Raw genomic sequence first — 22,183 nt, 5'->3', positions numbered from 1 at the left:
GTCACAGCAGGTGCGCCGCGTCGCCGACCACGGGCAGCACGCGCCGGACCAGCGCGCCCACCGGGCCGTCCGCCGGTTCCAGGGCCAGCGCGGCCCGCACCACGGAGGCGGCCTGCGCGTCCCGGCCCGCCGTCGCCGCGAGGACCGCCACGAACTGCTCGACGAGCCAGTCGCGCAGTTCGTCCAGCGGCGGCTCCTTGTCCTCGTCGAGCCAGATCAGCGAGGCGGCCTCGACCGAGGTGATCCACATCCGGACGGTCATCCGCAGCCGGGGCCCCGGGTCCGCCACCTCCAGGTGGGTGAGGATGTGCTCGGCGGCGGCCCGCCGCACCCCGTCCACGATGGCCGTCGTCCGCGAGGTCTCCACGACGCTGCCGCCCTGGAGCAGGGCGCTGAACCCGGCGTCGTGCTGGTCGACGAAGGCGAGGTAGCGGTCGAGGGCCCGTGCCAGCCGGCGGGTCAGCGGACCCTCCGGCGGCTCCGCGAAGCACTGCTCCAGCTCCTCGGCGGCGGACCGCAGCGCCGCCTCGTACAACTGCTGCTTGCCGCCCGGGAAGTAGCGGTACACGAGCGGCCGCGACACCCCCGCCGCCTCCGCCACGTCGTCGAGCGAGACCTCCTCGGGCGCGCGGTGCGCGAAGAGGGACAGCGCGGCGTCGAGCAGCTGGCTGCGCCGTTCCTCGACGCTCAGCCGGCGGTACGCGGGGGTGGGAGCCTGCGGGGTCATGTCCGGCAGCGTAACCGTGTTCCCACCGGGGCACTCCGTCACCGGGCACGGACCGGACCCGCCCGGTACGGGCCCGTACGGACGGCGTGCCGGTCGCCGGGGGGCGCGTCACCGCAGGGCGGTACGCGTCACCGCGGGGCGGTACGTGCGCCACCGCGGGGCGGTACGCGCGTCGCCGGGGAGCGGTACGCGCGTCACCGCGTGCGTCGGCCGTCCGCTAGGCCAGCAGCCCCGACGACTTCCACAGCCGCCGTCCGACCCCGCGCAGCACCCCGATGTCGTCCAGGAAGTCCGTCAGCCGCTTGGAGCCCGTCTGCATGACCTCGCGCCGGTGGCCGCTGGCCTGCACCTGGGCGACGGCCTCGCGCCGGTCGAGGCCGACGTTCGTGTAGACCTCGGGGTTGATGAACGCCTGCGAGAACACGCGGGCGAACTCGCCGGAGGTGACCCGGGTGAACTCCTGGGACCAGCGGGGGGCCGTCATCATCTGGCGGCGCAACTCCTCACGGGCGTACCGGACGTGGCGGGCCTCCTCGACCACGTGGATGCGCGTGACACCGCGGACGAGGCTCTGCACGCGCTCGTCCGGGAAGGTCAGGCGCTGCATCCAGTCGAGCACCTCCTCGCCCAGCAGCGTCGCGGTGAACGAGCCGGGGGTGGTGGAGACGGTCTTGAAGAGCCGGCCCAGGTTCTGGTGCACCCGGCTGACCGGGTAGTACGGCGTCCCGCCCCGGCTGATCAGGCGCGCGAACATCTTCGAGTGGCGGCACTCGTCCTCGATCTCGGTGAGCGCGTACCGCACGTGGGCGCTCGTCGCCGCCTTGTCGTAGATGTGCCGCACCAGCAGCTGCATCAGGATGATCTCGAACCAGATGCCGAGCGAGGCGAGGGCGGCGGCCTCGTGCTGCGAGAGGGCGATGCGCTGCTCCTCGCTCATCCGCTTCCACAGCGGGGTGTCGTAGAGCGAGACCAGCTCCGGCGGCCAGAACCACTTGCCCGGCTCGAACGGAGCGTCCCAGTCCAGCTCCTTGTCCGGGTCGAAGGAGTGCTTGGCGGAAGAGTCGAGCAGGCGCTCGGCCACCTGCTCCCGGTCCTTGAGCAGGCCGAGCGCGTCGCGCAGCACATCGGCTTCCGTGACTGTCGTCATGACTGTTCCCACCTCGTCGTACCGGATGAACAGGTGCCGGACACCTCGGGGTTACCGGCGGTCACGTCTTATGAGACTGCTTGTCAGCAAGCTCGTCAATCCCCTGTGCGCGAGTTGTTGACCCCGGGTCCACCCCGTGTGAGCCTGCGAGGTATGCCGACGTATGAGCTCTACGCCATGAACGCGGGAGACCCCCTCTGGGCCGTGCAGGCCGACGGAGCGGCACGCTTCAGCTGGGAGTACGACGACGGGCGCGACCGGCTGCTGGCCCTCTACCAGAAGGGCAAGGACAAGCAGTGGGACGGCCAGAAGCGCATCGACTGGGACCTGGAGGTCGACCCGTACGATCCGCTCGGCACCCCGGACGAGGCACTGACCCTCCACGGGACGCCGTACTGGGCCAAGATGACCGACCGCGACCGGGGCGAGCTGCGCAAGCACTACGCCTCCTGGCAGTTCAGCCAGTTCCTGCACGGTGAGCAGGGCGCCATGGTCTGCGCCGCCCGGATCGTCGAGTCGGTCCCCGACCTGGACGCCAAGCTGTACTCGGCGACCCAGACCATGGACGAGGCGCGCCACGCGGAGATCTACTCCCGCTTCCTCCACGAGAAGATCGGGATGCTTTACCCGATCAACGACAACCTTCAGTCGCTCCTCGGCGACACCCTGAGCGACTCCCGCTGGGACATGCCCTACCTCGGGATGCAGGTCCTCATCGAGGGCCTCGCCCTCGCCGCCTTCGGCATGATCCGGGACACCACGGACAAGCCCCTGCCCAAGCAGATCCTCGCCTACATCATGCAGGACGAGGCCCGGCACGTGGCCTTCGGCCGCATGGCGCTGCGCGACTACTACCGGCAGCTCACCGACGCCGAACTGCGCGAGCGCGAGGAGTTCGTCATCGAGGGCTGCTACCTGATGCGCGACCGGCTGCGCGGCGTCGAGGTCCTGGAGAACTTCGGCATCCCCAAGGCGCAGGCCGAGGAGTACAGCGAGCAGTCCGAATTCCTGCACCTCTTCCGCCAGTTGCTCTTCAGCCGCATCGTCCCCTGCGTCAAGGACATCGGCCTGTGGGGCAAGCGCCTCCAGCAGGCCTACGTGGACATGGGCGTCTTCGAGATGGGCAACGCGAACCTGGACCTCCTCATGGCCCAGGACGAGGAGATCGCCGAGAAACTCGACGCTGAACGGTTCGCGGCCGAGGAGCAGGAGCGCGTGGCGGAGGTGCGGGAGGCGATCGAAGCGGGGGCGGCCGAGTCCTGACGTCACCCGTCTGGAGTACGGTTCTGGCGTGTCCACGCCTCCACCGCCCCAGCATCCGCAGAACCCGTACGGGCAGCAGCCCCAAGGCCCCTACGGGCAGCAGCCCCAGGGTCCGGACCCCTACGGGCAGCCGCCCCAGGGTCCCTACGGCCAGCAGCCCGCCGCGCCCTACGGGCAGCAGCCGGGCCCCTACGGCCAGCAGGCCGCGCCCTACGGAGCGCCGCCGCAGGCCCCGTACGGCGCGCCCGGCCAGCAGCCCCACGGCTGGGGCGCGCCCCCGATGGCGCCCCCGCCGAAGAAGCGCCGGGTCGGTCTCGTCCTCGGCATCGTCGGCGGAGTCGTCGCCCTCGTCGTCGTCATCGTGGTGGCGCTCGCGGTGGTCGGCTCGAAGACCGACGCCGGCTTCCCCGACGCCGAGTACAAGCTCACCCTGCCCAAGACCCTGCTCGACGAGCGCTACGAACTCGCCCAGGACCTCTCCGACTCCGAGGGCTCCAAGGTCGAGGGCGAGGCGGACGGCGCCTGGGACGCGCGGGACGTCACCGCCGTGGTCGGCCAGTACAGCCTCGGCGGCGACGCCACCAAGGGCAACGTCGTCATCTCGGGCATGTACGGCCGGTTCAAGAACACCGGCACCGCCCGCGACAAGATGATGGAGGGCGCCGCCGGTTCGGACGGCGCCGAGGTCGCCGTACCGCCGAAGGACTTCAAGCCCTCCGGCTCCGACACCACCATCACCTGCCAGGTGCTCACCAAGGAGCAGCTGGGCACCAAGATGACCATCCCCATGTGTGGCTGGGTGGACGGCAACACCGGCGCCTCCGTCGCCGAGATCACCGCCGCGACCATGACGAAGGACCCCTCCGACGTGGACCTGGAGGCGGCCGCCGAGACCGCGCTGAAGGTGCGCTCCGAGATCAGGAAGCCGATCGGCTGACCCGGCGCCGCGTCACGAGGACGCGGCGACCGACGGGGCCGGCAGCCCGGCCGGCCCCGCGGGCCCCGCGGGGAACGACGTCCGCAGGGTGAACGCGTAGGCGGTGGGCCCGTGTTCACGCAGGTGCAGGAGGCGCGTCTCCGCCTCCCGCACCGTCGGGCGATGGCCTGCCGGCACCCACCACAGAGCCGTGACCGCCTCCTGGAGCCGCTCGAACCACTCGCGGCGGCGGGCCAGCATCTCCCGGTGCCGCCCCTGGTACATGAACGCGGTCAGCGCGTCCGTGTCGCGCCACGACGACAGGTTGACGATGAGCCAGTCGTCGCCGAGGACGGGGACGTCCGTCGCGTTGCCCGAGTCGTCCTGCAACCGCCAGACGAACCCCGGAGCCTCGTCCGCGGCGGCGTTCACCGGGTCGAGGGCGTCCACGAAGTCCTTCAACTGCGGTGAATCCAAAGGTGCCTTGAGACGGGCGATGTTGACCTGCGCCAGTTCGTAGAGGGTCGGGTGCGAGGCTTCGTACGCGGCTGATTCGGTCATGTACCGAACGTTAGGTCGGTTCCCGGGAGGACTTCCAGCCCCGTCTCACGCACTGGGCGCCGAGCCTGCCCCGCCCCGCACGGGCTCCGCCCACGAGTCGCCGCCGTCCCCTCGCACGGGCCCGCCCACGAGCCGCCGCCGCACTCCGCCCGGGCTCGGCCCACGAGTTGGCGCCGCCGCACTACGCACAAGCTCCGCCCGCACGATGGCGCCGCCGCACTATGCACAAGCTCCGCCCGCGAGTTGGCGTCGCCGCGCCCCGCGCCCGCCCCGCTCAGGAGTCGAGCACGGCCTTCATCACCGCCCTGGCGATCGGCGCCGCGTCCCCGCCCCCGCTGATGTCACCGCGCCGGGCCGCCGCGTCCTCCACGACCACCGCGACCGCCACCGCCGGCTGCATCTCGCCGGCCGCCTGCGCCCAGGAGACGAACCAGGCGTACGGCGTACCGGAGTTGCCGATGCCGTGCTGCGCGGTGCCCGTCTTCCCGCCGACCGTGGCCCCCGGGATGGCGGCGTTCGCACCCGTGCCCTTCTCCACCACGTCCGTCATCATCTGCCGTAGCTTCACCGCTGTCGACGGACGCATCGCCTGCTGAACGGCCCGCGTGCCCTTGGTCCGCACCGTCGTGCCCGCCTCGGTCGTCGTCCGCTCCACCAGGTACGGCGCCCTGACCGAGCCGCCGCCCGCCACCGCCGCCGAGATCATCGCCATCTGCAGCGGAGTCGCCCGCGTGTCGAACTGCCCGATGGACGACAGCGCCAGCTGCGCCCGGTCCAGCTCCGTGTCGAAGTTGCTCGGCGCGACCGGGAACGGGATCCGCAGGCCCCGGTCGTTGAAGCCGAAGGCCGTCACCGACCTGGTCATGTCCTTGAGGCCCACGTCCACGCCCAGCTTCGCGAACACCGTGTTGCAGGACCACTCGAAGGCGTAGCGCAGCGTGGCGTCCTTGCAGCCCTTCACCTCGTTCGTCAGCCGGGTCGTCGTCCCCGGCAGCGTGTACGGGTCCGGGGACTTCGTCCGCGCGTCCAGGTCCGTCACCGTGCCGGAGTCCAGCGCCGCCGCCGCCGTCACCACCTTGAACGTCGAACCCGGCGGATACGTCTGGCGGATGGCCCGGTTGAGCATCGGCTTCGCCTCGTCGCCGTTCAGCCGGGCCCACGCCCGCCGCGCCCGCGCACTCGTGCCCGACAGCCGCCCCGGGTCGTACGACGGAGCCGAGACCAGCGCGAGGATCCGGCCGGTCGACGGCTCCACCGCGGCCACCGCTCCCCGGCGCCCGGCCAGCCCCGCGTAGGCCGCCCGCTGCGCCGCCGCCTCGATCGTCGTGACCACCGCGCCGCCGGGGCTGCGGGAGCGCGTGAAGTCGTTCCACAGGGGCAGCGGGGCCAGCATCGGATCGGCGCCCGACAGCACCCCGTCCTCCGTGTTCTCCAGCAGCGAGGTCCCGTACATCTGCGAGGCGTACCCGGTCACCGGCGCGTACAGCGGCCCGTCCTGGTACGTCCGCTCGAACCGGAGCTGCTCGCCCGTGTCCTTGGACCCGGTGACCGGCCTGCCGCCCACCATGATGTCCCCGCGGGGCTGCCCGTAGCGCGCGATCGTGGCGCGGCGGTTGGCCGGGTTCCCGTCGTACGACGGCGCCTGGACGAGCTGCACGCGCACGGCGTTCACCAGGAGCGCGACGAACAGCACCGCGCACAGGGCCGCCGCTCTGCGGATGTATCTCGTCACGGCGCCGCCGTCCCGTCGTACTGGCTGCGCGCCGAATCACTGATCCGGATGAGCAGCGCCACGATGATCCAGTTGGTGACGACCGAGGAGCCGCCCTGGGCGAGGAACGGCATCGCCATCCCGGTCAGCGGGATCAGCCCGGTCACCCCGCCCGCGATCACGAACACCTGCAACGCCAGGATCGAGGCGAGACCGATCGCCAGCAGCCGCCCGAAGGGGTCGCGCAGCGCGAGTCCCGCTCGGTAGCCGCGCTCCACCAGCAGCGCGTACAGCACGAAGATCCCGCAGAGCCCGACCAGCCCCAGCTCCTCGCCCGCCGTCGCCAGGATGAAGTCCGACTTGGCGGCGAAGCCGATCAGGATGGAGTGACCGAGCCCGAGACCGGTGCCCGTCACCCCGCCGGCCGCGAACGCGAAGAGGGACTGGGCGAGTTGGTTCGGACCCTGGCCCGCGTCGATCGACGCGAAGGGGTGCAGCCAGTCCTCGACCCGGCTGTGCACGTGCGGCTCCAGCCGGCCCACGGCGACCGCGCCGACCACCGCGAGCAGCAGGCCCACCGCGATCCACCCGGTGCGGCCCGTGGCCACGTACAGCAGGATCACGAAGAGGCCGAAGAAGAGGAGCGAGGTGCCGAGGTCCCGCTCCAGGACCAGGACGCCCACGCTCAGCAGCCAGATCGCGACGATCGGGCCGAGCACCCGCCCCGTCGGCAGCTGGAGCCGGGTGAACCGCCAGACCTGCCGGCCCGAGTACGCGAGCGCGTGCCGGTTCGCCGCCAGGTAGCCGGCGAAGAACACCGCGAGCAGCACCTTCGCGAACTCGCCCGGCTGAAAGGAGAATCCGGCCACCCTGATCCAGATCCGGGCCCCGTTCACCGACGGGAAGAAGATCGGAAGCGTGAGCAGGGCGAGCGCGGCGACCACGCAGACGTAGGTGTAGCGCTGGAGCACCCGGTGGTCCCGCAGCACCACCACGGCGACGGTGAAGAACGCGACACCGAGCGTGGACCAGACGAGCTGAGTGGTGGCCGCCTGGTCGCGCGGCGTCTCCAGGTCGAGCCGGTAGATCAGCACCAGGCCGAGCCCGTTGAGGAGCACGGCGATCGGCAGCAGCACCGGGTCGGCGTACGGCGCCCGCAGCCGCACCGCGACATGCGCCAGCAGCGCGAGCACGCCGAGCCCGGCGCCGTAACCGGCGGCGCCGGGCGGGACGGTGCCGTGCTGCGCGAGACCCACGGCGCAGTAGCCGTACACCGACAGCAGGACGGCGACCACGATGAGGGAGAACTCGACGCCACGGCGCCGGGGCAGCCGTACGGCGGAGGGGGGCGGATCCGCTGCCACGGTCGTTCCGGCCTCGATCATGTCCGGAACGTAGCAAGCGAGGGGCGTGATGTCCCGTTATGTCGCGGGAATCGGGCCAATGTGGTGGACCTCGGGCCCCGGTGCGGGACGCCCGGTCAGCACCAGCGGGGGGCCGCGCCGATGTTGTCGATGTACTTCGCCGAGCCCCAGGCCCAGGTGCCGTCCGTCAGGAGGTACCAGAGGTTGTTCCCGCCGACCCACTCGCCGCGCGTCTTGCAGAAGATGTGGACGGTCGCACCGTACGGCTCGACCCGGATGACCGCGCTGCCGCGCGTCGGGGCGTCGCGCAGCACCAGTCCGCCGCGGGCGGTGACCCGGCCCTTGTAGAGGCGGGGGCTGTGGTTGCCGTCGTGGTTCCAGTCGCGGCCGCTGTTGTTCCAGTTCTGGCCGCCTTCGTGCCGGCCCTGGCTGTCGTCGTACTCCTGGCTGCCGCTGAGCTGACTCGCGCCGGAGTCGGCGTCCCAGTCGTCCGCGACGGCCGGCGAGGTCGTGGCGGCCAGGGTGACGAGGGCACCGCCGGCGGCGGCTATGCCCAGGCGGGTGAGTGTGGACCGCAGGGTCATGGTGGCTCCTCCAAGACGGGACGAGGCTGACTGTTCGCCACACTAGGAGCGGGCGTGTCGCCGCGCCCGTCACAGTGAGCCATCGGGGAGGGGCGGGGGGTCACGACGGGAGCGGGGGCCGGGCCGGGTCAAGGGCTGAGCCCCGCCTCGGTCGGGGACGGGACGGGTCAGGTCTCGGTAGGGGGCAGGCCCGGTGTCGGCCCCGAGGCTGATCCGGGGAGCCGGCCCGGGACCGGCGGGTCCGTGCCCGGGGGAGTCGCCACCTCCCGGGGGAGGGTCAGCGTCGCGATCGCGCCGCCGTCCGGGGCGTTCGCGAAACCGAGTCGCGCGCCCAGCACCTCGGCCTGGCCCAGCGCGATCGTCAGCCCCAGCCCGTGCCCCCGGGCACCCCCCTCCGTGCGGAACCGCTGTGGGCCGTGCGCCACGAGGTACTCCGGGAACCCGTCGCCGTGGTCCCGCACGGTCACCACCGGACCGTCGACGGTCAGCATCACCGGCGCCCGCCCGTGCTTGTGCGCGTTCGCGACCAGATTGCCGAGCACCCGTTCGAGCCGGCGCCGGTCGGTCTCCACGCAGACGTCCCGGACGACGCGGACCTCCGTGCCCGACCCCCACGCCACCCGCCCGGCCAGCGGCGCGAGCCACAGCGCGTCCAGGTCCAGCCGCTCGCCCCCGGTGTCCAGGCGGGAGATCTCCAGCAGGTCCTCGGTGAGCGTGCGCAGGGCGGCGACCCGGTCGCGGACCAGCTCCGTCGGACGGCCCGGAGGCAGCAGCTCCGCCGCCGCGTGCAGCCCCGTCAGCGGCGTGCGCAGCTCATGCGCCACGTCCGCCGTGAACCGCTGCTCGCTCAGCAGCTTGCCCTGGAGCGTCGACGCCATCGTGTCCAGGGCCCCGGCGACCGCGGCCACCTCGTCCTGCCGCCGCGTCGGATCCTTCGTACGCGGGTCGTCCACCCGCGCGTCCAGGTCGCCCGCGCTGATCCGCCGGGCCACCCGCGCCGTCCCGTGCAGCCGCCGGGTCACCCGCGTCACCGCGAACGCGCCCACCAGCAGCGTCGCCCCGATCGCCAGCGTCGAGGACCAGACGATCGCCCTGTCCAGCGCGTCGATGGTGTGGGCGCCCTGCGCGTAGTCCACCCGGACGGCCAGCGCCCGCCCGCCGCCGGCCGGCCCCGCCGCCCACATGGTGGGGCGCGGGTCGTGGTCGCCGACCATCGTGCCGCGCCGCCCGCCCGCCGCGAGCGTCTCCAGCGGCGCGGGCAGTCCCGGGAGGCCGACGCCGGCGCCGGGCGGCAGCCGGTCCCCGGCCTCGTACGCCTCAGTCACCGCGGTGAGCCGGTCGAGCGCCTGCTCCCGCGCCTCGCCGACGGTGTGATTGGTCACCGAGACGTGGACCAGCAGGCCGAGGAGCGCGGCGAGCGCGCAGCACATCACGGTGATGAACGCGGCCGCCTTCCAGGTGAGGGTGGCCGTCCACCGCGGCAGGGCCGGTCTCACGAGGCGCTCTCGGACGGCACCGGCGACCTCGTCGGCCGCGGGGTCCCCACCCGCAGGATCTCGTCCCGGGTCGCCAGCATCGCGTGCTGGTGCCGGTCCCACGTCCACACCGTCCGGTACTCGTATCCCGGCAGCGTCGACGGCGAGCGGATGATCACGGCCCGGCCCGCCAGCTCGACCCCGGCCGTGCTGTCCGAGGTCCCCATGATCTGGACCAGCTCGTGCCTCGTGAACGTGTACACCCGCACCGCCAACTGGTTCCCGGGGAAGCGGATGCCCAGCACCATGTCGTCCTTACCGTCGCCGGTGAGGTCCCGGTAGTACGCCCGCAGCACCGGGCACCTCGCGCCGCCCGCGCCCTTGCCGCCGCAGTCCTCCAGGCGGTCGGCGGTCTCGGCGTACAGGGCGTGCGGGCCGGTGTACTCGTCCGGATGCGCGGCCACCTCCGCGCGCACCACGTCGAGCGGGTCCACCCGGTGGATGTCGTCGCCCGGCGCGGTCACGCCTGCGACCGTCTCGGTGTCCGCCTCCCCGTAGTCGAGCGCGGGCGTCGAGGCGGGCGGCACCTCGGGCCAGAGCCGGGTCGGTCCGACGGCCGTCGGTGTCGCCCCGGCCCCGCGCAGGTCACCGGCGTCGCCGCAGGCCGTGCCGGTCACCAGGAGGAGGACGGTGAGCGCGGCGAGAGCGGTGGCGGTGCGCGGGCCCGCCGGGGTGGCTCGGCGGGGGCGGGCGTCGTCCAGGCGGTGACCGTAGTGGTGAGGGTGGGGCTGGCGGTGGCGGTGCGGGCGGTCGGGTGTCACTGCGCTCCTGCGTGCGGGCCGGCCTCGCCCCGGCGGGTCGTCGGGCGACGGAACCGGTCGCCGCCGCCCGCTACACCCTATTCGCGTTGTATGCGCTCTTCGCGGGAAAGCCCGGTATGTCCACCCGGCGTCGACGCCGACGCCGTCGGCCGCCGACACGGCCGCCTGTCCGCCGTCGCCTGCCCGGTCCGGTCACCGGACACCGGTCACTCGGTGAGTTCCTCCAGCAGCCGCGCCGTCGCGAGCCCCGCCCGCAGGTACTCCACGAACAGCTCGTTGTGCAGCGCCCAGGGCGAACGGCGCGAGCGGATGAGCCGGATCACGTCCTCGGGGGCGTGACCTGCGCGGACGAGGGCGTGCGCCACGACGAGCCCCGAGCGGTTGTAGCCGTGGTAGCAGCGGACGAGCACCCGCCGGCCCTCGTCGAGCGCCTCGCACGCGGTCTGCGCGAGGCGCATCACGCCCGCCAGTTGCGTACCGTCCAGGGGGCCGTCCGGGATCGGCCACACGTGGTGCTCCACGCCCGGGTCCGGACCGTGCCCGGGAAGCCGCAGCAGCGTCAGGACCACGTCGAACTCGTCGTGGACCACCGCGAACTCGTGCTGCCCCGAGTTCGCCCTGAACTCGTGGCCGCCCATCCACAGCCCCGGCACGATCTCGCTCCACGGGCTGCCCGGAACCGGTACGTCGGAGTGCTTCCCGCGGGTGCGCAAAGGTGCCTCCCCCTCACGGCCTGCGAGGCCTCAGGCCCTGCCAAGTCCTCCCAAAGGTAACCGGCTTCTTGCCCCTGGAGCACCCCTCCTGTTCCCATGGTCATGGGGTGATGGTGCATGAACCGACTGCGCGTCATACCGACCTGGCGGCACGGCCGGGAGCGGCTGTACGTCTGCCACACGGACGGCAGGAACGTCGCCTGGTACGACAGGGACGCGGCCCGGGTGAACCTGCTCAGCGAGGACCGGCGCGAGGACGTGCTCGACGCGCTCGGGCCCTTCCTCACCGGGCCGGTGACGGTGGGACCGCCGCCCGTCCCGACGCCCGCCGAGCTCGCCCGGCTCACCCTGCATCCCGACGACGACCTGGCGCCCAACCGGCCGGGCGAGGCGCTGCTGGTCGCCCTCGACCGCGACCCCGGGCCCGCCCACCGGCTGCGGGCCGATCCGCGGCGGCGGGCGCTGGCCACCGAACAGGCGGTGGGGGAGGCGCTGGACGGGCTGGAGGGCGCGGGGTGGCACACGCTGCACTCGGTGCCGCTCCCCGGCGGCGACCGCATCCACCACCTCGTCATCGGCCCCGGGGGACTGTTCTCCGTGCGGACGCTGTACGCCCGCAAGCAGCGCGTCCTCGTCGCCGATCCCATGGTGACCGTCGGCCGCCGGGAGCCGTATCCGCTGCTGCGGGCGGTACGGGCGGAGGCGGACCGCGCGTCCTACGCCCTCACGGCCGAGGTCCACCCCGTACTCGTGCCGGCCGGACCCAGCGCCGTGACGGTGACCGCCGCGCCGCGCGCGGTCCGCATCCTGCGGGACACGGACGTGCCGTCCCTGGCCCGCCTCGGCGGCGTCCTGAAACCGGCGGACGTGGAGGCGCTCCACGCGATGGCAAGGGACCGCCGGACGTGGTCACGCGTGTGAACTGACGGGGGCGGGCGGGCGTGGGTGCGGTGTCCCGCGGTGTCCGTCGGGGCGCTGTACGGCGGTGGGTGGGTCGGGGCCGGGCCGGTACATCCGGCCGTCGGTAGTTGGTGTCGGCGTCGGTCACCAGCGTTGCTCGGTTGCGTACGTCCCGTACCCGACGGCCATCTGATGTACCGGCACGGCCCCTTCCGCCGGATCGCGGCTGCGGGTCGATGGCGGCCGAGGCGCGGGGGCGCGGGCCCGGTGGTCCCGGTGCGGGCGTGCGTGCCGCTCGGGGCGATGGGGGTTCCTCCGCTTGAGCGGAGGCGAGAGTGGGGGAGGGCGGGCGCAGGCGGCAACCCGCCGCCGCCGGGTTCGCCGCCCTGCCCCGGCGCCGGGGGCTGGATGTACGTCGGGGGAGTGGGCCCACGGGCGGCATCCCGAGGCGCTGGACTCGCCGACCCGAAATGCAGAGCGCTGGTGACCTTGGGTGTGTGGGGCCTCGCGGGTGGTGCTAGGCGTACCTGGGGAAGTCGGCCCGCGCGGGCGGCACCGGCGTAGGTGCCGCGCCCGCCATCTCGTCCCCCGAACGCGGATCACGGCGCCCGGCGGTGAGAGGCCGAGGGAGCGCCCGCAACTTTCCTCAAGGCGTCCGGCGGAGCCCCGCGACGAGAAGCCTCACCAGCCGCCGCGCGTCATAGCGCGCGTCACTGTCCGCTCCGATGCAGAGGTTCCCGACCCCCCGCATGAACTCGAGCGGCTGCACGTCGTTCCGGATCTCCCCGGCGGCCGCCGCGGCCGCGATCAACTCCCCGCACACCGGCACGAGCCGGTCGAGGAAGTACGCGTGGAGCGCCTCGAACCCGGCGCTGTCGGACCGCAGCACCGCCGCGAGCCCGTGCTTGGTGACGAGGAAGTCCACGAACCGGTCGATCCACTCGCCCAGCGCGGCATACGGGCCGGCGCTGTCGGCCAACAGCGCCGGTCCCGCCTCGGCGCACGCCTCCACCTGGTGCCGGTAGACGGCGATGATGAGGTCCGCCCGGGTCGGGAAGTGCCGGTAGATCGTGCCGAGGCCGACCCCGGCCTCGGCGGCGATGTCCCGCACGGGCGCCTCCACGCCGGACCGCACGAACACCGCGGCGGCCGCGTCGAGCAGGGTCCCCTCGTTGCGCCGCGCGTCCCTCCGCTTGGACCGGGCGGGCCGCCCCGCGCCCTCGTCGCCGTCGCTCACCGCGCACTCCTTCCACCTCGCGCTTGCTAAAGCGGAACGTTGTTCCGTATCGTTTCCGGAACGAGGTTCCGTTTGCTCATGATGGCAGAGCGCGTACCCGTGACCAAGTCACGCCCTGCTCCGAAACCGAAGGACGTACGGCCATGCCCGACTCGAACACCGCGACCCTGTCCGACCTCGCGGGACCGTCCACCACGGTCGTCTCCGCGAAACCCGTGATCCTCCCGGCCCCCGGCCGGGGTGAGGACCTCCAGGTCCGGGTGTCCGCGCCCGCGACCGGCGGCGGACTGCCCGTGATCGTCCTCTCCCACGGCTACGGCTCGTCGATGGACGGCTACGCCCCGCTGGCCGACTTCTGGGCCGCCCACGGCTTCGCCGTCCTCCAGCCCACCCACCTCGACTCCAGGACGCTCGCCATACCCGCCGACGACCCCCGTACGCCGCGCATGTGGCGCTTCCGGATCGAGGACGTCCGGCGCGTCCTGGACGAACTGGACGCCCTGGAGGCCGCCGTACCGGGCCTCGGCGGCCGGATCGACCGGAGCCGGGTCGCCGTGGCGGGCCACTCCTGGGGAGCCCAGACGGTGAGCGCGCTGCTGGGCGCGCGGGTCCTGGACGCCGAGGGGGTTCCGGGGGAGGACATGTCCGACCCCCGGGTGACGGCGGGTGTGCTGCTCGCCCTGACCGGCAGGGGCGGCGCGGACCTGTCCCCGTTCGCCGCCGAGCACTTCCCCTTCATGAACCCGTCCTTCGACGAGATGAAGAAGCCGGCGCTCGTCGTCGCGGGGGACCAGGACCGGTCCGCGCTGACCACCCGGGGCCCCGACTGGTTCACCGACCCGTACGTCCTCAGCCCGGGAAGCAAGAGCCTGCTCACCCTCTTCGGGGCGGAGCACTCGCTGGGCGGCGTCTCCGGCTACGACGCGGCCGAGACGACGGACGCGAGCCCCGGGCGCGTCGCCCTGCTCCAGCACCTCACCTGGGCCTATCTGCGCACGGCCCTGACCCCCGAGGACGACAGCTGGCCCAGGGCGGTCGCCGTACTGCGCGACACCCCGGACCCGCTGGGCCGCCTCCGGAGCAAGTAGACGACGCCCTGGACTACGCCGACCGGTCCGGGCGCCCGATAGTCCCCCGTCCGCCGACGGCTCACGTCCGCCGAGGGCTCACGCGGGGAGCGCCCGAGCGTGGCCGGGATCCAGCAGCGGCGCCAGCAGGTCGCCGTACCGTTCGAGGCGGGGCTCGATGTCGGCGGCCAGGAACACCAGGTGACCGGGGTCGGTGCACTCCGCGACCTCGTCCCACGTCACCGGCGCGGAGACGCTCGGCTCGGCCCGCGCCCGCAGCGTGTACGCGGTCGCGGTCGTCTTCTTGGCGGCGTTCTGGCTGAAGTCGACGAACACCTTGCCGGGCCGCAGGCTCCGCGTCATGCGGTGGGTGACCCGCCCGGCCAGCGCCGCCTCTGCCTCCACGGCGAGCCTCTTCGCGTACGCCGTGACGGCCTCCGACGGGGTCGGCTCGATCCCCGCGAGCAGATGCAGCCCCTTCGACCCGGACGTCTTCGCGTACGCCTCGATCCCGTCCGCCGCCAGCCGGTCCCGCAGCCACAGCGCGACCTCGCAGCACTCGACGACGGTCGCGGGCGCCCCCGGGTCGAGGTCGAAGACCATCCGGTCGGCGAGTCCCGGAGTCTCGATCCGCCACTGGTGCGTGTGGAACTCCGTGACGAGGTTCGCGGCCCACATTAGGCTGGCCAGGTCCTGCACGATGACCATCCGGGCGGGCCCCTCCGAACGGGGGACCTCGGCCGTGGTGACCCAGCCGGGCGTACCGGGCGGCACGTTCTTGGCGAAGAAGACCTGGCCGTCCGGGCCGTCCGGGTAGCGGAGGAAGGACAGCGGCCGGGCCCGGAGGTGCGCCAGCAGCGCGCCGGCGTTGGTGGCGTAGTAGTGCAGCAGCTCGCCCTTGGTGAAGCCGGTCGCCGGATACAGGACCTTCTCCAGGTTGCTCAGCGTGAGCCGTCGCCCCTCCACCTCGGTAATCGGCGTCATACGATGAGAATCCCACGAAACCGGCTGATAACGACCGGAAAGGTACGGCACGTGAGATCCATCTGGAACGGCGCCATCTCCTTCGGCCTGGTCAGCATCCCGATCAAGGTGGTCAACGCCACCGAGAACCACTCGATCTCGTTCCGCCAGATCCACCTGGAGGACGGCGGCCGCATCCGCTACCGCAAGGTCTGCGAACTGGAGGACCGCGAGGTCACGACGGGTGAGATCGGCAAGGGCTACCAGGACGCCGACGGCACGATCATCCCCATCACCGACGACGACCTGGCCCAGCTCCCGATCCCCACGGCCAGGACCATCGAGATCGTCGCCTTCGTGCCGGCCGAGCGGATCGACCCGCTCCAGATGGACACGGCGTACTACCTCTCCGCGAACGGGGTCCCCGCCGCGAAGCCGTACACCCTGCTGCGCGAGGCGCTGAAGCGCAGCAACAAGGTCGCCATCGCCAAGTTCGCCCTGCGCGGCCGGGAGCGCCTCGGCATGCTGCGCGTCGTCGACGACGTCGTCGCCATGCACGGCCTGCTCTGGCCGGACGAGATCCGCGCGCCGGAGGGGGTCGCCCCGGACGCCGGTGTCACCGTGCGCGACCAGGAACTGGACCTGGCCGACGCCCTGATGGACACCCTCGGCGAGGTCGACCTCGAAGAGCTGCACGACGACTACCGCGAGGCGGTCGAGGAACTCATCGCCGCCAAGGCCGCCGGCGGGGAGGCGCCCGGCCCGCCGGCGGACGAGAAGTCCGGCGGCAAGGTGCTCGACCTGATGGCGGCGCTGGAGAAGAGTGTGCGCGCCGCGAAGGAGTCCCGCGGCGGGGACACGGGCGGAAAGACGGAGGCGGGGGAGGACGCGGAGGTCACGCACCTCACCGAACGCAAGCGGCCGGCGAGGAAGACGGCCTCGCGCAAGTCCGCGGGCGCCGCCCCGAAGGACGTCGGCGGCAAGAAGTCCACCTCGACGGCGAAGAAGACCCCGGCGAAGAAGACGACGGCCGCGAAGTCGACCGCCGCCAAGGACTCGGGCACGAAGACGGCGGCCTCGAAGAAGACGACGGAGAACTCGAAGAAGACGGCGGAGAAGAAGTCGGCGCCGTCCAAGAAGACGGCAGCGAAGAAGACCACGGGCACCACGGCGAAAACACCGACCAAGAAGGCAGCGCCCCGCAAACGTGCGTCGGCCTGAGGGTCACGGGGTCCCGGTACGCGGTACCTGGCCTGGCGGTCACCGGGCCCCGGTACCGGCCTGACGGTCACCGGTACGCGGCCTGACGGTCATATGGTCCCGGTACCCGGCCTGACGGTCACCTGGTCCCGATACGCGGTACCTGAGATGCGCCCTGACGGTCACTTGGTCCCGGTGCGGCGCGGGGCCAGTACGGCGTTGTGGCCGCCGAAGCCGAAGGAGTTGCTGAGGGCGAGGTCGTCGAGGGCCGGGAGCGAGACTGGCTCCCACTCTCTCAAGCCGGCATTCACCCTGGTCAGCGCTTAACCCCCGCTGATCCTCGGCGAGTGCCCCGGCATCCGAACCTGCGCACACGGCTCCGGAGGCCGCTTACGGGAATGGCGAACCAGCAGGTCAGGGGACCGGACTATTCGTGGACAGAAGATCCCGTCCACGAATAGTCCGCGCCTGACTGTTCTGCTACTCCAAGATGTCGAGCGAGGGGAGGCTGTCCACGATCCTCATCGTCTCCAGGCTGACCGTGACGATTCGCTTGAGCAGGTCGATGATGTAGCGCGGATCGTCAGACCAGTCGTTGGGATCGTTGATGATCTCCGACGCCTTATCCACCTTGACCTGGTAGCGATCGATGATCCACTCGATCGCGGATCGGGCACCGAGCTGGTAGCGGTACGCTTCCTCGGGGATGTTGGTCAGCTTGACCCGCGTGTTGTAGACAATGGTCGACCGGTCAGCCTGCCCCTTGATCTTCGGGATCTTCATCTTGGCGACCCGGTACAGCTCGCTTGGGGGTGTGGCGGACGCGTCGCCGGTCACCGTCTCCAGGATGCCCTTGTACGGCTGGGCCTGCTCATAGTTGATGTGCAGGTCGGCGAGCTTACGGCCGGCCTCGGCGAAGCCGTGGAAGTCACGCACCTTGGGGATGCGCGGCAGCGACTTCTTCAGGTCTGCGGCGAAGCGCTCGCAGTACTCCGGGGAATGGAGCAAACCATAGGTGTAGTAGAAGGCGTCATCCTTGGTGATGGTCAGGTCGGGGTACGCCTTGCGGTAGCCAGCCAAGACAGCGTCGGTGATGTTGTCGATGCGCTCGTAGCTGCCATCGGCATCACCAAAGTCGAAGCCTCCCTGGACGGCCAGTTCCCGGTATGTGTAGCGAGGGAAGAAGAACCCTCCCTTTCCGAATAGGTCAAGGCAGGGCAGGGCGTCGGTTGCGAGCAAGGTGAACTCACTCGTCGCGTGGAAGCCGTTGACGTAGAACCCGAAGTTCTCCCGGTCTGGTGTCGGGAACATCTGTGGCAGCTTACCGGGACGGTCGTTGAGATTCTGCTCGAAGTAGACATGCTGCCGACAGAAGGGGCGGTAGAGGCTAGAAATCAAACGGTTTGAATCGAACTCAACTTTTTGCCCCCGCGCAACCTTGGGAATTAGAGTAGAGGACCAGCTGATCTTCTTTTGGTCGAAATCAATGAATCTCTCCACATCTGCAACGCTCGGAGTTGCATTCGCCCGAACCCTGCAGTGGTCAGCAAAATCCTCAACCTGGCCATTATAGAATTCGATCATGGATTCCACGTTTTCGCCAAGCTTCCGCGCGGAGAAGTTGTAGACCCAAGCATCGCGGTTGGTTTTGAGTCCGCCAGAATGCAGTGCGAAAATGGGCGCCGCCGCCGGGCTCTTATCCTTGTCGCCGATCGCCTGGAAGTTTGCGAAGCGTTCGTCACGCTGGTTGATCCAGTCGCCGTCGGCGTTCGGGAGGAGTTGCTCCCACTCCACGACTTCCAAACTTTGCGAGCCGATGATGCGGAGCTTGTCTTCACGGCTGAGGTAATCGCCGATGTCCCGGTAGTACAACTGGCAATCCGCTGCCATGCCGGCACTCTGCTCGCCCTTGACCAGAATCAGGATGGCCACGGTGTTACGGCTGCCCGACTCGAAGACGTTACCCGCTTCCTTTTTCCGCTGCTCACCAGCGGTACGTGCATTCCCGCGCAGGTTGTAGCAGTAGATCGCATCGAACTCCTCGGCTAGCGACTTGCGCAAGCCGTCGGCCGTGTTGCCGTCGATATAGCCGCCGTTGGAGACGAAGGCGACTACGCCTTCTTCCTTGATGCGGTCGGAGGCCCAGCGGATAGCACGGATGTAGGAGTCGTAGAGCGAGTTTTTGAGGGTCGCCGTCGACTGAGCGGCGTATGTCTCCTGGATGCGGCTATCCAGGGTCTCGTATTTAAGGTTCTTGTTGTCGTCGTTCTGGCTATCCTGCCCCACCGAGTAGGGCGGGTTGCCGATGACAACTGTGATCGGCTGGGCCTTCTGCTTCTTCGCTCGCTCGCTGTTGCCTTCCAGGACGTCCATACCGTCGAGCTTTGCCGTGCCTTCCGCAAGCTGGAACGTATCCGCCAGGACGATGCCCTCAAACGGTCGGTAGTCCCCACCGGCGAGGTCGTGAAAGGCTGCCTCGATATTGACGGCCGCGATGTAGTACGCGAGCAGCACGATCTCGTTGGCGTGCAGTTCGCTGGTGTACTTGCGCAGTAGGTCGTCGGGCTTGATGAGCCCGGACTGGAGGAGGCGGACGGGGAAGGTGCCAGTGCCGACGAAGGGATCGATGATCTGCACACCCTCGTCGGACAGGGACTTGCCGAAGTGTTTGGTCAGTGCCTGTTCGGTGGAGCGGATGATGAAGTCGACGACCTCGATCGGGGTGTAGACGATGCCCAGGGCGTCAGCAGTCTTGGGCAAGGCCGTCTTGAAGAACTTGTCGTACAGCTCGACGATGACGCGCTGGCGTCCCTCGTGGTTGTCGATGTCCTGAGCGCGGACCTTGACCGAGTGGTAGAAGCTCTCCAGGGTCTTGGCCTCGGCATCAAGCCCCTGGTCGTCGAGGATGTCAAGCATCCCCTGCATGGCCCTGGAGACCGGGTTGTGCTCAGCGAAGCCGTAGTCCTTGAACAAGGCGTCGAAGACGGGCTTGGTGACGATGTGCTGGGCGAGCATGTCGACCGCCGCGTCATCGGTCACGCCTGGGTTGATGGTCGCCCGCAGCTCGGCGACGAACTCCTCGAACGTAGCCCGCTTGTCAGGAAGAATGAGCGCGGCCTTGATACGGGTGACGTGGCGCTCGGCGATCTGGGCGATGTCCTTGGCCCAGACCTCCCAGTACTGACGCTCACCGACCTTGTCGACGATGCGGGCGTAGATGGCATCTCGCCAGTCGCTTATGGAGAACAGGGCGTCCTGGATGTGCTGGGCGCCCTGGGCTTCCTTCTCCTTGGAGTCCTCCGCGGTGCTGGAGCCGTCCCTGTCGCCGACCGCCTCGTCACCCGCACCGATGTGCCCGATGCCGATAATCTCGGGCTTCTTCTTGTTTAGCTCGATCTGGTTGACGGTCGCGTTGAAGCGGTCATCGTGGGCACGCAGCGCCTGAAGGACCTGCCAGACGGTCTTGAAGCGCTGGTTGTCCGCGAGCGCCTTCTCCGGGGTCATCCCGGCAGGGACGGCGACGGGCAGGATGATGTAGCCGTAGTTCTTGCCCGGCGCCACGCGCATGACGCGCCCAACGGACTGCACAACATCGACGACGGAGTTGCGCGGGTTGAGGAACAGCACCGCATCGAGGCTGGGGACATCCACGCCTTCGGACAGGCAGCGAGCGTTGGTCAGGATGCGGGCGTTGCTCGGACCGGGGTCCTGCTTGAGCCAGTCGAGGAGCCGGTTGCGCCGCAGGGTGTTGAACGTGCCGTCGACGTGTTCAACCTCGCAGTGCAGCACGTCGTCATCAGCGTCGTCGTACGCGTCGACGACCTCGTTGAACCGCTCCATGATCGCCTTGGAGTCGGCGATAGAGCGGGAGAACGCGACGGCCCGCTTCATCGGGGCGTCATCCTTGCCGAACCCGGAGCCATCGGCGAAGGTGCCGGTGCGCTTGGCCAGGGCGTTCCAGCAACCGATGATCTTCGCCGCGTCGTCGATCCGTAGTTCGGAGTCGCCGCCGGCGAGACCTTCCTGAAGGGTCTTGGCGACCACGCCTTCGTCGATGGTGAGGATGAGGACCTTGTAGTCGGTAAGCAAACCCTGCTCGACGGCCTTGCCGAAGCCGAGGCGGTGGAACTCAGGACCGTACTGCGCCTCGTTGTCCATCGAGGCGACGGCCGCGGAGGCGCCCTTGGCTTCCTGCTTGGTGTCGTCGCTGTACACGCGCGGGGTGGCGGTCATGTACAGCCGGCGGTCGGCGCCGATGAAGCTGTCGTCGTGGACGCGGACGAACGCGGACTCGTCGTGGCCGGACAGGGTGACGCCGGTGGTGCGGTGGGCCTCGTCGCAGAGGATCAGGTCGAACCGCGGCATGCCCTGCTTCTGGGCGGCGGAAATCGTGGCGATCGACTGATAGGTCGAGAACACGACGGTCAGGCCGGGGGCGGCCTCGACGCTGGCCATTTGCGCCATCAGCCGCTCGGGGCTGGTGGTCGCCGGCAGGGCGAGGTCGTGGGTCGACATGTCCTTGTCGTCGCCCTGGGCCTTTTGCTTGCCGACCTGGGCGTCGGAGCAGACGGCAAACGCACGCAGCGGGACCTTGGCCTCGTATGACCACTCACGCAGCGACTGCGAGAGGAGAGCGATGGAGGGCACCAGGAACAGGACGGTGGTGTGCTCACCCTGCCCGGCCTCGGCCCGCTCCTGCTGAAGCCGTTCGGCGATCTTCAGGCTGGTGAAGGTCTTGCCGGTGCCGCAGGCCATGATGAGCTTGCCGCGGTCATCCTTGGCGAAGCCGGCGAAGACGTCGTCGATCGCCGCCTTCTGGTGAGGACGCGGGGTCTTCTTGTCCCGCAGCGTCATCTGGACTTCGTGGTCGATGCCGGCCGCGGGCAGGTGCCATTCGACAGCGCTGTTCGCGATGCCGGCCAGTCCTATCCGGGTGACGGGGATCTGCTGGTCGCTGAGCGCGGCTTCGGCGTTGTCGCTCCACTTGTCCGTCGTGGAGATGATCACCCGACGGGTGAAGGCTCCCTTGCCGGAGGCCGTGAAGAAGGAGTCGATGTCTTCCTTGCGGATCGTGTGGTGCGGCTCGTAGAACTTGCACTGGATGGCGCAGAAACCGCCGGTCTCACGATCCTGTGCAACCAGGTCGATGCCCGTGTCGCGCTTGTCCTGCTCTGCCCCCGGCCAGTCGACCCACATCCACACCCGGGTGAACTGCTCGGTCCACTCCGGATCGGTGCTGAGGTACTGGACCATGAGCTCCTCGAAGCGGGTCCCCCGATCCCGGTTCACGGTGGATCCCTCACGGATCGCCTTGAGAACGTCGTGCACCGTCGTCGTGGTCTCAGTCAACTCGCTCCGCACCCCATCACCGTCCACGGCGCACCTGCCGGACGCCGGATTGTTCCCACCGAAAAGCTCCACAACTCTACTGCTCAAGTCCATGATCTAATTTCGATCAGGAACTTTCGATAGGGCTTTCAGTTGGCCCATCACGGGCAGTCCGCCCACGCAGCATCACCCACCACTCGCCCCGG

17 protein-coding genes are annotated in these 22,183 nt (G+C 70.3%); 5 read left to right on the top strand and 12 right to left on the bottom strand.

Annotated features, from left to right (window positions below):
• Position 1 precedes the first annotated feature (1 nt).
• Complete coding sequence (locus tag ACWGIS_RS08975) at positions 2–727, bottom strand: TetR/AcrR family transcriptional regulator (RefSeq protein WP_453361710.1); 726 nt, start codon at positions 725–727, stop codon at positions 2–4.
• Positions 728–944: 217 nt separating this feature from the next.
• Complete coding sequence (locus ACWGIS_RS08970) at positions 945–1,874, bottom strand: AurF N-oxygenase family protein (protein WP_355793965.1); 930 nt, start codon at positions 1,872–1,874, stop codon at positions 945–947.
• 153 nt (positions 1,875–2,027) lie between these two features.
• Between ACWGIS_RS08970 and ACWGIS_RS08965 the strand changes: the two genes are divergently transcribed.
• Both ACWGIS_RS08965 and ACWGIS_RS08960 read left to right on the top strand, forming a co-directional pair.
• Complete coding sequence (locus tag ACWGIS_RS08965; RefSeq protein ID WP_453361709.1) at positions 2,028–3,137, top strand: ferritin-like domain-containing protein; 1,110 nt, start codon at positions 2,028–2,030, stop codon at positions 3,135–3,137.
• 28 nt (positions 3,138–3,165) lie between these two features.
• Positions 3,166–4,074, top strand: a complete 909-nt coding sequence (locus ACWGIS_RS08960) for a hypothetical protein (RefSeq protein WP_453361708.1) — start codon at positions 3,166–3,168, stop codon at positions 4,072–4,074.
• Positions 4,075–4,086: 12 nt separating this feature from the next.
• Here the strand turns inward: ACWGIS_RS08960 and ACWGIS_RS08955 are convergent, their stop codons facing one another.
• The 7 genes from ACWGIS_RS08955 to ACWGIS_RS08925 form a co-directional block, all read right to left on the bottom strand.
• Positions 4,087–4,614, bottom strand: a complete 528-nt coding sequence (locus tag ACWGIS_RS08955) for a DUF3291 domain-containing protein (protein ID WP_453361707.1) — start codon at positions 4,612–4,614, stop codon at positions 4,087–4,089.
• Between the two features lie 274 nt (positions 4,615–4,888).
• Positions 4,889–6,346 (bottom strand): penicillin-binding transpeptidase domain-containing protein, encoded by a 1,458-nt coding sequence (locus tag ACWGIS_RS08950; protein ID WP_453361706.1) that lies wholly within the window; start codon positions 6,344–6,346, stop codon positions 4,889–4,891.
• The gene (locus tag ACWGIS_RS08945) at positions 6,343–7,710 is read right to left on the bottom strand and encodes an FtsW/RodA/SpoVE family cell cycle protein (protein WP_453361705.1); all 1,368 of its coding nucleotides are present in this window, start codon (positions 7,708–7,710) and stop codon (positions 6,343–6,345) included. The genes ACWGIS_RS08950 and ACWGIS_RS08945 overlap by 4 nt, the downstream gene beginning before the upstream one ends.
• Before the next feature lie 95 nt (positions 7,711–7,805).
• Positions 7,806–8,273: an SH3 domain-containing protein gene (locus ACWGIS_RS08940; RefSeq protein WP_453361704.1), complete on the bottom strand. Its 468-nt coding sequence runs from the start codon at positions 8,271–8,273 to the stop codon at positions 7,806–7,808.
• A gap of 167 nt (positions 8,274–8,440) precedes the next feature.
• Positions 8,441–9,769, bottom strand: coding sequence for an ATP-binding protein (locus ACWGIS_RS08935; RefSeq protein WP_453361703.1), 1,329 nt, complete (start codon positions 9,767–9,769; stop codon positions 8,441–8,443).
• A complete protein-coding gene (locus tag ACWGIS_RS08930) occupies positions 9,766–10,569 on the bottom strand; it encodes a hypothetical protein (protein WP_453361702.1) in 804 nt (267 codons plus the stop codon). Before ACWGIS_RS08930 ends, ACWGIS_RS08935 begins: the two co-directional genes overlap by 4 nt.
• Before the next feature lie 206 nt (positions 10,570–10,775).
• Positions 10,776–11,282: a protein-tyrosine phosphatase family protein gene (locus tag ACWGIS_RS08925; protein WP_453361701.1), complete on the bottom strand. Its 507-nt coding sequence runs from the start codon at positions 11,280–11,282 to the stop codon at positions 10,776–10,778.
• A 117-nt stretch (positions 11,283–11,399) separates the two neighbouring features.
• Between ACWGIS_RS08925 and ACWGIS_RS08920 the strand changes: the two genes are divergently transcribed.
• The gene (locus ACWGIS_RS08920; RefSeq protein WP_453361700.1) at positions 11,400–12,203 is read left to right on the top strand and encodes a nuclease-related domain-containing protein; all 804 of its coding nucleotides are present in this window, start codon (positions 11,400–11,402) and stop codon (positions 12,201–12,203) included.
• A gap of 625 nt (positions 12,204–12,828) precedes the next feature.
• On the opposite strand, the gene ACWGIS_RS08915 is transcribed toward ACWGIS_RS08920, so the two are convergent.
• The gene (locus tag ACWGIS_RS08915; protein ID WP_453361699.1) at positions 12,829–13,419 is read right to left on the bottom strand and encodes a TetR/AcrR family transcriptional regulator; all 591 of its coding nucleotides are present in this window, start codon (positions 13,417–13,419) and stop codon (positions 12,829–12,831) included.
• Between the two features lie 143 nt (positions 13,420–13,562).
• On the opposite strand from ACWGIS_RS08915, the gene ACWGIS_RS08910 reads away from it, so the two are divergent.
• A complete protein-coding gene (locus tag ACWGIS_RS08910; RefSeq protein ID WP_453361698.1) occupies positions 13,563–14,507 on the top strand; it encodes an alpha/beta hydrolase family protein in 945 nt (314 codons plus the stop codon).
• Positions 14,508–14,585: 78 nt separating this feature from the next.
• Here ACWGIS_RS08910 and ligD read toward each other — a convergent pair whose 3' ends face one another.
• Positions 14,586–15,470 carry a non-homologous end-joining DNA ligase gene (ligD, locus tag ACWGIS_RS08905; RefSeq protein ID WP_453361697.1) on the bottom strand — a complete coding sequence of 295 codons (885 nt, stop codon included), beginning with the start codon at positions 15,468–15,470 and terminating at the stop codon, positions 14,586–14,588.
• Between the two features lie 51 nt (positions 15,471–15,521).
• On the opposite strand from ligD, the gene ku reads away from it, so the two are divergent.
• The gene (gene ku / locus ACWGIS_RS08900) at positions 15,522–16,670 is read left to right on the top strand and encodes a non-homologous end joining protein Ku (protein ID WP_453361696.1); all 1,149 of its coding nucleotides are present in this window, start codon (positions 15,522–15,524) and stop codon (positions 16,668–16,670) included.
• A gap of 459 nt (positions 16,671–17,129) precedes the next feature.
• On the opposite strand, the gene ACWGIS_RS08895 is transcribed toward ku, so the two are convergent.
• Complete coding sequence (locus tag ACWGIS_RS08895) at positions 17,130–21,998, bottom strand: DEAD/DEAH box helicase (RefSeq protein ID WP_453361695.1); 4,869 nt, start codon at positions 21,996–21,998, stop codon at positions 17,130–17,132.
• Positions 21,999–22,183 lie beyond the last annotated feature (185 nt).

The organism is Streptomyces sp. NPDC054842, assembly GCF_053611025.1.
This window is presented reverse-complemented; position numbering and strand designations above follow the sequence as displayed.